We start from the raw sequence: 13210 nt of genomic DNA, 5'->3' as shown, positions 1-13210 counted from the left end.
ACAAAAATAAAGTTTTCCTCAATAGCTTTTTAAAGTCGTGCTTCCCATTTCTTTAGTAAAGTTTCGAGTTGAGGCTCTAATTGTGTACTGGTTTTTGCAAAATAACTTTCGTCAATCAAGTTTATATCATGCTCTAACTCGGGATCTTTCGCTAATTCATGAGATGATTTTTGAATCTGTTTGAGGTAGGCGCTTACTGAGACGGCACTTATATTTTTCGGAAGGTCAAAGTCTAGTTGACGAACTTCAGGGGCTTCAATGGAACTCGCTTTAAATAGTTTCACTAAGGCTAGGCCAATCAATAGAGCACACAGTGTAGTCATAATATAGAATACCGGCGATCGTGCTGCTTTTGCCTTTAAGTATTCGACTTTATCGGCCGGCACAATATCTGCATCTTGGTATTTTTTATATTCCACTAGTACATCTTTTACTTCTAAGGTCGGGAATTCAAAACTCGCTAATTCACCTTGCCATTCTACCGGTACCTCAATAGATAATTCAGAAGAAACCAGCACGCCACCATGCTTTTGCTCAAATTTACTTACTATCGGCTCGGCTTGTTCATCTTTTAATTTTAATTTATAGCTCGCTGGAACTTTTAATAATTTACTGAGATCAGGCAGTAGGCCCTCTCCCGTCATTTGTAGATCTAAAGAAACTTTGCCATCACTTGCACCACGACTATCTAAAACCATTTCTAATTTAGCGTTCTTATACGGTCGTATTTGATATTCTTTTGATTGACTTGAAATCAGTACCACATTTGATCTTACGGGGAGCACGACTTGCCCTTGACCATCATTGAAATCCATTTCAATAATAATCTCTGGCAATTTATCAATAGCAGCATCTTTGGCTCGTAAGCTTAAGTAAGCCAAGGGAGTTTCTTGCCAATGTTTACGCGCCAAGCCCATTGGCTTAGGACGATCCGTAATCCAAGTAATACTTCCCAAATCAAATTTATCTTTCAGAGCTTTATTGATTTGATCGGTAAATTTTTGACGATAATTAATCACGCGTCGTCCATTAATATTGACTGCACCCATAGCATATTTATCAAAACCACCTGCTTCGCGATTGAGTTCTTTACTATGCTGAAGACTTAAGAATACACCAAATTCATTGACATGTCCCACTGAGCTCGAACCATCTAGCTTCGCCGATAGTTTAACTTCGCTCAGTAAATCTTCGTATAAACTCAATTGATCTTCAATACTTTTAATGGATGAGTGATCCCCCATAATACGCTTAGCGGCTGACATGAAGGGAAGTTTTACGTGCGGTTGTAGATTCGGCCATGTTTTTGTCAACCATTCACCAAGCATACTAATGTGGCGATCACGCCATTGTGGATCCATGCCGTATAATTGTTCACGTAAATCATCAAGGTAGACATCCGAAACTGTGGCACTCATCTCTAAGCTTGGTAAATTACTCGCGCCTAAAATCACACTAAACCAATTACTAAAAGGACTTATTGTATACTCTGCTTTCCGCGATTCGAGCAAGGATTCATAAAGCTTGGCGCAATCTCTGAAACGTGTAAAAGCTTGATTCCGCAGAGCTACATATTCTTCAAGGGTGCATAGCTTATTATTATTTTTGTACTCCGCAAAATCATAGAGTGCCGAGGCTAAGTTGACTGTTAATTCAATATTGTCATCACTAATTCTCAAGCGATCCGTGAGCAGATTAATCACTGCTTGATAAGCGCTGAGAGCTTCTTTTTGGGCCTCTTCTTCACTGCGATTCGTTTGATACTGAGTTTGTATCCTGCGACGGTTTTTATCATCGACCCAATCTCTTTGAACCAAGGCCATCAAATGCTTGGTCAACACTAATAATATTTCGTCATTTAATTGCTTTAAATCACCAAATACTAATCGTACATCATCTTCACTAATCACTTCTGCTTGGCTAAAACAGGCAATAAATGCCCGCACTTGAGAAGAGGGATCCGTCTGTATTCCTGCTTCGTAAACTTTACGAAACATCGCCTGGCAATTCTGGAGATTTTTCTTTTGGCGTAAACGCGTTAGAGGAATATTCTTTGGCTCAGTCCTAAAGGTCTGCCCGCGAGCCTGTATTGTCCGTGAAAAAGAATTTCTATTGGGGTTAACTAAGCGCGCCCATTGGTCGAATATCTCATTACAGAAGCGCCCAATTGTTTGAGGGTATTGATCTTTAAAACTTAATAATCGATCAAAGGAAAACTCCGAATAGGTGCCTTGTTTCAATTCTGCTACTGCCTGCTGAAATGCAAATAATTCCTGCTCGGCAAAACTGAGCCCACTTAAGGTTTTTGGAGAAGGAGCATTGCGTGCCAGAAGCTGAAAGGCCACATACTTCGGTGTACGCTTAGCATTTGATCTACTCTTGCTTGCTGTGGTTTTGTCTTTCTTTTGCTCAATCAAAGTGTAGGCATATTCGAATTGCCAATGACGCAAAGCAGCTCGCGAAATCCCGGTATCAACTGCAACTTCAGACAACTGATTAATCACTCTCATACTACTCGCTAAATCAATCGCTCTTTGAACAAAGTTTTTCGATTTTTGGAGACTCACAAGCTTTTTATCAAAATTGCTTTTCAAGGCGATGGTCAAGTCTTCTTGAGCTAATACATTCTCAAACCATTGATCCATAAAGTCTGCGTCTGCTGAAACACAATGATCGGCAATACTATTCACCAGAAAAATTTTATCCGCACTCGGAAGCTTCTTTTTTTGCAAGGCAAAACAAAGCTCTAGGTAACTTTTACTATTGATTGATTTGAGTAGTGCAATCCATGGCTTTGCCTTTTCTAAACTCGTAATCTGCTTCAGTAAAGTCATATCAGGTAGCTGCTGCATTGCCTTCTCACGCTGACCAAAATTCGAATAAAAAGTCATGTATAAAAAGACTTTACTTAAGTTCTCACCATCTACTTTCGCCTTTTTATCAATGAGTCTATAGAGGCTATCTTCTGGTGTCCCTGCATTGACACTTTGCTTAACTAGATCAATCAATTTTTTCATTTGACTGAGATCTCGATAAAACATGATTTCTACAAAACCATCCGGATCTAAAGTACTAAATAAAACGGGATCTTTTTTCAAGAGCTCCACCAGTTTATTATAGGTATCCTCATAGACCACTTTTTTTGTAAAGCCATCGCCTTTGGCAAACTCTCGGAGCTTCAAATTCATATCTTCTATGACTTCACTCTGGTGAGAGATTAATTCAAACTTGGGCAATTCTGTATTCGCACTAGGGAGTAAGGTTTTGAGCTTATCAATAAACCCTGCTGCGGTCACATTTCGCTCGGCTCCTAAACGGCCAAGAAGCTGTTGTCCGTCGGGACTCAGAACTATATAAGTCGGATAGCCTTTTACCTGATATTGTTTTTTGAGCTCATCATTTTGAGTCAAAAACTTGGCGGGAACCAAATGACTTGCCTTAGGAAAATCAACATAAACTAAACTCAATTCTTTTTTTGCGAATTCTCCCCAAGTAGGATCCGAAAAAACAGATTTATCCATCAATTTGCACCAACCACACCAATCACTACCAGTGAAGTTAATAAACAAAAACTTCTTATTGTCTTTGGCGTACTTCTTCGCCGCCGTATAATCCATCGTCCAACGTCCTGCTTGCGCACCATCAGTTAAAGCCTCTGAAGCAAATAACTGCCAGCTAAAAAATATGATCCCTAAAAATAATTTATGCATAATAACTCCTTAATAATAAAATTATGATCCTGTTCCCTCAGGTCTTTCACCTAATCCCGATCCGCGAGCATCTTGCTCACCTTCGCCTTGACCTAAACCCTCTCCTTCGCCTTCGCCTTGCCCTTGTCCGGCTTGCTGGCCAACAGCTCCGCGACCTGCGCCGACTCCCTGTGAGCCACGGCCCGAATCAGTTTCTGGTAAGGGCTCTAGTTTTAAAGCTTCTCTATCCATTAAACCAAAGGCAATACTTGCCTGTAAATTATACTTTAAGCTTTGATTCTCTCGTTTTGATTCCGCTAAGAGGCGAAAGTGTTGCCTGGCGCTTTCTAAATCTTTTTTCCAAAATTGTTTAGCCACACCCTCTAAACGCATGTGCCATGCTGTGTAATAAAGGCTATGCGCTAGAGCCGCTCGTACTTTCTCTTGATCATTTGTCGTTAAAGTCAATTCCTTGTTATGAATCATTGCCATTAAGGACTCAAGTTCTTTCGTTGCTTGCACTATTTGCTGATTATTGAGATACACTCTTGATTTGGCTAAATGAAGTGAGGCTTTTGCTTTATCCAAGTCCGTTTTTCCCAATGCACTCAAGGCTTCATCGTAAACCTTTAAACTCTCTTCCCAGCTCCCCGCGGCCGCTAGTGCATCGCCCTTGATTTTCAGTTCTGCCACTTGATCATGTATAAGGTAAGCCTGTCCTGCACCAAAATAATAATAGGCCCACATAAAGGGTAAACTTAAGCAAATAAATAAAAGATACTTTCTCATTTCTGTTCAAGCCCCAAGACCTTTAAGTCTCGTAACTTATTGCGCTGGGCGTGGTGATCGATGGAAAAACGAACTAAACAATAGGGCAGAAAGGCCAAGACAAAACTCCCTAAGAAACAACTTAGCAAAGCCCATTCACGTAAAGTAAAACTTTGGGCTTCTTGCTCAGATTCACCGGCTAAATCTCCCAATACTTGAGACGACAAATGCTTTTGATTCACATCCTGATAATTCCCTCTGAGGCGTTTTGCTAAACGCTTAAGACTTAAAGTATCCTGTCGTGATTGATGGCCATCAATAAACAAACCTTGGGAGCTCCCCACTCCTGCCACTAAAAATTCTTTGATTGCAGGTGGAGCGTCAGGCATTCCTATTTCTGAAGTAAAATCACCATCAGAAATCAATAAACAGGTACATGAATTTGCTTTCCAGGATTTAGCGATTTCGAAAGCCTTTTGAATACCCTTTAATAAATCGGTTTTGCCAGGCGTAAAGGCTTGATCCATGGGTAGGTCGAGAATATTGCTGATCACACTATTGTCACTGGTATCAATAATCACTGGCAAGGCATCGGTAAATGTCGCCACCACACTATACTTAACATAAGGCTTACGAATGCGCTCCATCATTGATTCTAAAACCTCACGCGCTCGTACTTTGCGCTGAATATCACCTTCTAGCCCCGCATCTTTTAAATACATACTCGGCGACACATCTAAAATGATTAAAACATGCTCAACTTTATCTTTAGGGATTTCTTGTTCTAGTAAATTTTCTCCTTGATTGTCCCCTTGATAATTCATCAGGATAAGTAAACCCCAACAAATAGCGACCACTGCTACTGAGCGTATCAATGGCACAAACTGGGTCCACTTTCGCGCCCGTCCTTCGGGGCCAAAAGCCATCGCTGATAATTTTTGTATCCGCTTTAAATGGACTAACTCTGCCATTAAACAAAGGCAGCCTGCCATCGCTGCAATAAATAATGTTACCATGGGTTATACCTCAATCCAAAGAGACTTAAGATATACATGCCCAAGAGAGTTAGGCCCGCCACTGAAAAAGGTTGATAATAATCTTCTTCTTTCGCTTCTTTTTTTATAAACTTGGCCTTTTCCATAGCATCGATAAACCGAAATGTTTCCTCGAGTGCTTTGGGATTATCTACACCAAAAACCTGGCCTCCAGTTATCCCCGCTAAACTCGTCATTTCATTGCTACTCATACCATTGCCGATATGAATGCAGTAAACAACTATATCATTATTGCGCAGCTCTTGAGCCATATCATTCGTTGCCTGAGGATTATTACTGATACCATCAGAAACGAGAATAATCATACGATCTCCCTCCTCTTGTTGCATGAGCTGTTGTTGACAACCCTTCAAAGCCTTGGCAATATTCGTTCCTCCAAACCACTTGCTCATTTTATCTGGCGATAAAAAAGGCGTTGCGAGAGCAATCGCTGATGTATCTTTGGTCACCGGTACCCAATTGATGTATTCCGAGCCAAATACCGTCAAACCAAAAGCATCCCCGCGACGATATTCCGTGAATTTCTTGACCGCGCCCATGGCGACTTCATAACGATTTTCCTCGCCAAAATTAGCGCGCATTGAACCCGATGAATCTAAGCAAATTTGAATATTCGAAATTATTTTTTCATCTTCGGGTTTACCCTTGATTTTGGGGCCTGCTAAGAGAAAGATTGCAATAACTAAGACGAGCGCTGGTAGCATGCCGGCACTATTACATAAAATGAGGAGCCACTTCTGACTCTTTACTTGGCTACCATCCATTGGCAATATAATCGAGTGGCCTTTCGTTAAGCACACATGAAAGAGCAGTAATAAGGGAATAAAACCTAATAAAAACCAGCTACTCAATGAAAAATGTAGTGCCTCGAAATTCACAGCTCTTTCTCCGTGAATTGACGGATTTGATTCACTAAGCTTTGTTGATTTACTTTTTCTTGACCATGTAAAGATTTTTCCAAAGTCAGGATCAGTGGAGCCACTTCAGCGTCCTTTTTTAAAGCGTCGAAAAGCTCCTCTCCAGATAGGTCCTTTAACGCTAAACGTTCACGACAAAACTGAATACAAGCCAATTCCACTTCTTGCCAAAGTTCCTTATTGGATTTCCCTTGATTCAATAGCTCTAATTTAGAGAGGAGATATTCTCCTAAGGTCAGCTTAGTTTCTTCTATTAATTCAACTTCAGGCTTTCTTTTTCTAATGAAAATAATGCCGCATAAAGCTAGAGCCCATATAATTATCAGTCCTTTATTAAATGACTGATACCAAGGTTTTAGTTCAATTATATTTTGCTCATAGCCGATAAGTTCGCCATCAAAGTCCGCTAGAATTTCACTATCAAACTTAAGCCACAAGGCTTTGATTTCACTCGCTTTTTGGCTTTGCGCATCTCGCAAAAAATCTAAGAGATTATACTTGCCCTCTTTATTGGCAATAAGCTCTAAAGAATATTCGTATTCTCCTCCCAGTTCTATGATAGAGACTAAGCGCACTTCGAGATCGCTCCCTTCTGTAAATCTTTTTACTTGCCAGTCAGCACTTGGCAAGATAATTTTTTGTGGGTGAGCTAGCCCCACTTCAAGTGCATAAGATGAAGGGAGTAAAAATAAACTTAAGAGCAGAATCAATTTCATAAGCGACTTTTCCCCAAGGCATCTCGATGCTTTAAGAAATGACGTAACTTAGACATCATCGGCTCATCTGTTCTCAAGAGTAAGTTATCTATGCCCGCCCGCTTTAAAACACTTATATAATTCTCCCCTGCAAACCAGTTTTTTTTGCCATGACTCGTAAAGCCCGCGCCTGACTCTGCTTCTTGCGCTCGAAAAATCCCGCCACCAAGATGCCCTTCTTCGGCAGGATCACGCATCAAAAGAACCATGCAATCATGCCCTTGTTGAACCAACTTAAGAGCTGAGATAGCATCTGCGTCGTGTAGGTCTGAAATCACGACCACCACGCTTTTACTTTTTAAAGAAGGCAATAGCCCCCTAAGTGTTTCTCCTAGCGAAGTCCTTTCTGCTAAATCATAATAGCGTAAATCGTTCGCCCATTGCATAACAATATTTTTCGATACACTTGGCTGGTAATGCAGCGTTCGCTCTCGACTACCACAGCCCATTAAACCTACTGGACTCATGCGATTTTGAGCTACCAAAGCCAAACTCGTCGCGATTTGTACTGCCCAAGCATATTTACTCATTTTCAGGGAGCTCACACACATCGATGCGGAAGTATCCATCACTATATAAATCGGCATTTGTTTTGGGGCTTCGTATTCTTTCACAAAAACTTTGCCCGTTCGTGCTGTCACCCGCCAATCAATTGATTTTACCGAGTCCCCTGGCATATATTGTCGTGACTGCACGAAATCAATCCCCCCACCTAAAAAGGGGGAAATATCTGTACCATAAGACAAACTATCTGCTAGGCGTTTGACGGCTAGAGAAAATTGTTTTTCATCAATATGGTCATTCACATGTGGGGATGAATCCAATGAATCAACCTAGCTGATTGAGACTTTCTTGTAAGACTTCTTTAGCACTATGTCCTTCTGCTAAAGCTTCGTAAGTCAGACGAATCCTATGCAAAATTATATCTTCAGCTAAGACAAAAAGATCTTCGGGAACCACATAGTCGCGCCCGTGAATGAAGGCTCGTGCTCGCGCCGCTTGCACCAAAGCTAAGCCTGCACGGGGGCTGGCTCCCATTTCGATTAAGGGATTCTCGCGTGTTTTTCGAACTAATTGTAGGCAATGCTGAGTGAATATATCACTGACATGTACCGCTTGAATCATTTCCATCACTCCCACTAAATCCGCTAGTCCACCTACTGATTTATCTTCAATCAAGTCAAAAGCACTCTGAGGAACCGCACCCCCTTCCTCATTTTTACTCAAGCCAAGGCCGAGCTGTTGTGTAAGAATCTTAAATTCGTCCTGTTCATCTGGATAGCCTAAACGATGCATCATCATAAAGCGATCCAACTGAGCTTCTGGGAGCTCAAATGTACCGCTCTGCTCCACCGGATTCTGGGTGGCAATCACCACGAAAGGCGAGGGTAATGTAAAAGTCTCTTTACCGATAGTTACTTTGCGCTCCTGCATACATTCTAGCAGCGCGCCCTGTACTTTCGGTGCGGCACGATTGATTTCATCTGCTAATAATAAATTGGTGAAAACAGGACCTTTATTAACGTAGAAACTGCCTTTCGCTTGATCCAAAATTTCACTTCCCAAAATATCTGAAGGCAGCATATCAATCGTGAATTGAACTCGACTAAATTGCAAATCTACCGCTTTTGCTACGGTATTGACGAGCAGTGTTTTTGCTAGGCCCGGTAGACCTTCAAGCAATAAATGCCCCCCAGTAAACAAGGCAATCAGTACCCGTTCGACTACCTCATCCTGACCGATGACAACTTTCCCTACCTGACTGCGAACTTTATGTATAAAATCTATAGCTTGTGACTTATCACTCAAAACACACTCCGTCATTTAAATTCAACCACGTACTTAGCCGTGGAAAGTCTATTAACTAATAGGTACTTCAAGCGAGTTCTTTTCAAGCCTCAAGCTCATCGAGCCAGCAGTCTTTTGTTTAAAGCTCCCTAATTTTTGCCCCGTTCCCAAGGAAATGAAGCGCTAGGCAAAATTTTATCCTCAGTCGCTAAGACTAATAAGCCAGACTCTTTAGGCTTAATTATAATTGTATTATTATGTATATAATATACATCACTAAAATTTAACTAACATTTATTAAGTACTTTTTACAAATAAGTTAACTAATAAGTAAGATGATTAGTAACATTATTTAATTGTGTTTTTTATATAAATAGACTTGCTTTAACGGCGCTATACTTATACACTTTCATCACCAAACATGGAGTCTCAACTATGAAAAAGAAATTCACCCTCATCGAGATATTAGTCGTCTTTGCGATCATAGGAATACTCGCGTCGCTACTCATCCCCTCGCTTTCCAAGGCAAGACGAACCGCAAAAGAATCGGTCTGTAAATCCAATCTCAAACAAATCGGTCTCGCCCTGTTCTTGTATCCCCTCGATAACAATGACTTCTTGCCCCCAGGCTCTCTTGTGGATTCAGGCGTAATTGGCCTAAGTTTGAAGGGCACAGATTCGGGTACTATGTTCTACACTCAACCCTATACTGGAATAACTCTCCATCCAACGACACTTGAGCTCACGGACCTTAGGGGAACCATCTTTGATGAGCCGATACTCGAAGGCAACAACAATGGAGGAATTGAATATCCAGCTTTTGCAGGTTACAGCTACAACTGGCGCTACATGGGCTATCGCGCCAGTGACAACACAGGACATCAATGGGGTCCAAAACAAACCTCCGAAATACTAAATCCTTCAAAGTCAATGCTCGAAGGCGACGCCTCAGATACTATGAATAGTGCTGGCCATACGTGGTTCAGATTTCAAAACGTAGGTGATCGCCATCAGGGATTCATTAACGCTCTCTTTTCCGACGGCCATGTCAACAAAGAACAATCCGCCCCTCTCACCAACAACGAAAATGAAAAATGGTGGATATCCGATCACAGCTGGTAACTACCATTTACATGATTTACACGATTACGCCAATACCTATCGCCTGTACTGATTGACTGGAAACAAAGATTCTTTCTCACTTATTGTGGAAGCCGTAAAACAAAAGCAAGTATCACACAGGATACACTGAGTTTATAGGCTGATTTTTGGTTTCTAAACGTCATTGATATATGGTATGTAGTACAGGATTCATCCTGCCGAAGCGGGCCTGTTTTCAAGCACTGATCTGAACACCCATTATTTGTCGCCAAAAGGGAGAGAGCAATTAAATAAAACCTACCGTCACACTCAGTAGCGAATAATTTTTACCGTTTCAGGTATATGCTTAAGCTGCCCTTCATTATCATAAGCTTTTGGTAAATATATTTCCTCGAGTGCTAGCGCGGAGGCCAAAGGTGACAGGCTCACAATAAATTCGTTTAAATAAATGAGCTTTAAACGTTTTAAATTTAAGTCATTAATTTTAGTCACATGTGAGCCCCGTAAATCGAGTTCCTCCAAGTCAGCTTTTTTCAAAGAAGATAGTTCAGAAACATACGTATCACTTAAATTTAATACATTCAGTTGCATTCCCCTTAAGGCTGATAAATCGCGTACCGCTGTCTTACTCATATCCAGTTCTAGCAGAGGTAAATTAGATAGTATCGCTATATCCTGAAGCCCTTCATGGTCACTTATATCTAGTGTATATCCCTGATCTACATTCTTGACAATAAACCTATGACGTCCATCAGCAGATATAATACGCCGAGCTAATTCTATACGCATCTCGAGCGGGTAGTTATTTGTCACCCACTTAATCACCATTTTATGTATGTGCCAATTAAATTTAATCGGCACTTCCTTGACATCATTCAAAAATATTAAAAAAATATCGATTTCCAAGAGTCCATTTTCAGGTTTAATGAGACGATATTTTTTAGCAAAATCCATCAAAGGTAGTATCGCCTTTTGCTTCTGATACTTCTTTAAGGTGATTACGGCTTCATGAAAACGCAACTGTCCTATAAGCAAGCGACCTTTCTCCAGTAGAGCTTTTTGGTTAAGTGGATTAAGAGCTAAAATATCATCAATCATTGTCATCGCTCGCGTGTATTGTTCATTGCGAATGGAGTTCATGGCCGTTGAGTAAAAATTGTTTGATGCCTTCAGAGATATTTGTTCTTTGCGCGCTCGTTCTAATTCTAAATCATCTACCGTAAGTGATAATTTTTGTTCGGAATCCTCTACTCTTTGCCTCGCCATTTTTTCTGATTCTTCCGATTGTTGTGCTCGTTCTTTTTCTTGATTCACCCTTTGAAAGGCAATACCTGCGATCAGCACCGCAACAATAAGAAAGACTAAGCTATAAAAAGCTTCCGTTTTATGGCGTTTAAAAACCAAACTCATATTGCGTACGAAGCCCGCTTCTTCTGCACTGGTCGCAAAACCGCCTAGCCATGAGCGAATTTCGTTCGCAAACTCATCTGCACTTTGATAACGGTTTTCCTTGCTTGGAGACATAGCTTTGAGCACGACTGCATTGAGTGCTGATGGAACTCGTAAATCCGGTTTCAATTCCATCGGTGGAAGTAATTTCCCCACCAAAGTGTGAATGATGGCATCTTTAACCGAATCACCTGCAAAAGGTGCTTCCAAGACAAGTAAAGAGTACAGCACCGCTCCTAGGCTGTAAACATCTGTATGAACCGAGCGTTTGCCAAAGCTTTTACTATCGATCTGCTCAGGCGCCATAAAACCTGGCGTCCCTTTAATACGCTGATCTATAGAAACGGGTACTTCCGGTAATAAATCAAACTCTTCTTTTCTTAGTTCTAAAGTTTCGCAGGCGCCTTTGCGGTCGAGATCACGAGCTAAGCCCCAGTCACAAAGTAAGACTTCACCATATTCATTGATCTGAATATTGGCAGGCTTAATATCTAGGTGAACTACCCCCATTGAATGGGCATATGCCACCGCATCGCATATCTTCAGAAATATATCTAAACGACGATTTAAAGTGAAATCTTGCCGCCCTTTTTTATCGCGGTATTCTTCTAAGATTTGCTGGAGATTTTTTCCACCCAATTGCTTCATGGTAAAATAGGGAAAGCCATCTTCTCCGAGTCCAATGTCGTAAAGAGGAACAATATTTGGATGCTCTAACATGGCTGTTAATCGCGCTTCACGTATAAAATTATCAATATCCGCAGCTGATTGGCAATTTTTAATCCGAGCCTTAGCGACACGCCTACCTGAAACCTGATCCTCAAAAGATTCAATCAGCTTCATTCCTCCCTCTCCGAGCGCTCTCTTATCTAGATAGCGCTCTTGAATATCCTTTAGGGAACTTATCAATTCAGATTCCTGAAGTGGATCTGGTTTTTCCAATATCGATTTTTCGTAAAAGCTCTTCAGAAAATCATCCGGAACTCGACCTTCTGCCATCAACTCAATTCCTGATCAAGACGACGTATTTCTTTTGCCAATTTATCACTCACTCGACTGCGTAAGACATAGGCACTATTAGCTTTTAAATCTAATTCTTCACAAACTTCTTCAATGTTTTTACCTTGGCTAAAGAGCATAAAACAGTCCATCGCTTTGCCCGAAAATTCATTTTGTACATTTTCCCAAGCCAATTTAGATACATGCAATTTCCATTCATCCTCGGCAATTACATAAATATCGGGCATCTCATCATTAGGCTGCCATTCTTCCATAGTCGAAGCCTTATCTAAACGACGATCATAACGTCCTGCCGTACGAAAAGCATTGAGTACTTCCTTGCGAGTCACATTATTCATCCATGTGCGGAACTTGCATTTATCTGGCATGTATTCAAAATCAGGAAGCTTTTTCCACAGCGTCATAATAACTTTTTGAACTGAGTCTTCAGCAAGATCATGTCCCAAACCCATACGTGTAATAACAGTATAGATATAAGGCCGGTAATAATTCACGAATTCATCCCAAGCACCTTCATCGTGCTGGTTGCGAATCTTGGCAATCAAAGTCTGGCGGGTTGGATGAAATTGACTCACGATATTCTTTACTCCGAAGTTTTGACAAGTAGCATAATTTCAAGCTTTAGAGACCTTTTTTCAAGCGCTATAAAAATTGACTCAATATTTTTC

The 13210-nt window shown here is 40.9% G+C and carries 10 protein-coding genes; 1 reads left to right on the top strand and 9 read right to left on the bottom strand.

Going from position 1 to position 13210, the window contains the following annotated elements:
* Nucleotides 1–29: 29 nt before the first annotated feature.
* Genes PQO03_RS00540 through PQO03_RS00510 form a run of 7 tightly spaced genes read right to left on the bottom strand, consistent with a single transcriptional unit; the run spans nucleotide 30 to nucleotide 9008 of the window.
* Entirely contained in the window at nucleotides 30–3710 is a 3681-nt protein-coding gene (locus tag PQO03_RS00540) for a thioredoxin family protein (protein ID WP_274150517.1), read from the bottom strand.
* A gap of 21 nt (nucleotides 3711–3731) precedes the next feature.
* The gene (locus PQO03_RS00535; protein WP_274150516.1) at nucleotides 3732–4478 is read right to left on the bottom strand and encodes a hypothetical protein; all 747 of its coding nucleotides are present in this window, start codon (nucleotides 4476–4478) and stop codon (nucleotides 3732–3734) included.
* Nucleotides 4475–5473 (bottom strand): VWA domain-containing protein, encoded by a 999-nt coding sequence (locus tag PQO03_RS00530; RefSeq protein WP_274150515.1) that lies wholly within the window; start codon nucleotides 5471–5473, stop codon nucleotides 4475–4477. The genes PQO03_RS00535 and PQO03_RS00530 overlap by 4 nt, the downstream gene beginning before the upstream one ends.
* Entirely contained in the window at nucleotides 5467–6390 is a 924-nt protein-coding gene (locus PQO03_RS00525; RefSeq protein WP_274150514.1) for a vWA domain-containing protein, read from the bottom strand. The genes PQO03_RS00530 and PQO03_RS00525 overlap by 7 nt, the downstream gene beginning before the upstream one ends.
* Nucleotides 6387–7145, bottom strand: coding sequence for a hypothetical protein (locus PQO03_RS00520; protein WP_274150513.1), 759 nt, complete (start codon nucleotides 7143–7145; stop codon nucleotides 6387–6389). Before PQO03_RS00520 ends, PQO03_RS00525 begins: the two co-directional genes overlap by 4 nt.
* Complete coding sequence (locus PQO03_RS00515) at nucleotides 7142–8008, bottom strand: DUF58 domain-containing protein (protein ID WP_274150512.1); 867 nt, start codon at nucleotides 8006–8008, stop codon at nucleotides 7142–7144. Before PQO03_RS00515 ends, PQO03_RS00520 begins: the two co-directional genes overlap by 4 nt.
* Nucleotides 8009–8012: 4 nt before the next feature.
* Nucleotides 8013–9008 (bottom strand): AAA family ATPase, encoded by a 996-nt coding sequence (locus PQO03_RS00510; RefSeq protein WP_420792840.1) that lies wholly within the window; start codon nucleotides 9006–9008, stop codon nucleotides 8013–8015.
* Between the two features lie 399 nt (nucleotides 9009–9407).
* Between PQO03_RS00510 and PQO03_RS00505 the strand changes: the two genes are divergently transcribed.
* Entirely contained in the window at nucleotides 9408–10094 is a 687-nt protein-coding gene (locus tag PQO03_RS00505; protein ID WP_274150510.1) for a type II secretion system protein, read from the top strand.
* A 288-nt stretch (nucleotides 10095–10382) separates the two neighbouring features.
* Here the strand turns inward: PQO03_RS00505 and PQO03_RS00500 are convergent, their stop codons facing one another.
* Both PQO03_RS00500 and PQO03_RS00495 read right to left on the bottom strand, forming a co-directional pair.
* The gene (locus PQO03_RS00500) at nucleotides 10383–12521 is read right to left on the bottom strand and encodes a serine/threonine-protein kinase (protein WP_274150509.1); all 2139 of its coding nucleotides are present in this window, start codon (nucleotides 12519–12521) and stop codon (nucleotides 10383–10385) included.
* Nucleotides 12521–13117, bottom strand: a complete 597-nt coding sequence (locus PQO03_RS00495; RefSeq protein ID WP_274150508.1) for an RNA polymerase sigma factor — start codon at nucleotides 13115–13117, stop codon at nucleotides 12521–12523. Before PQO03_RS00495 ends, PQO03_RS00500 begins: the two co-directional genes overlap by 1 nt.
* Nucleotides 13118–13210 lie beyond the last annotated feature (93 nt).

Origin of the sequence: Lentisphaera profundi, from assembly GCF_028728065.1 — a bacterium.
In the GTDB taxonomy this organism is placed as follows: Bacteria; Verrucomicrobiota; Lentisphaeria; order Lentisphaerales; family Lentisphaeraceae; genus Lentisphaera; species Lentisphaera profundi.
This window is presented reverse-complemented; position numbering and strand designations above follow the sequence as displayed.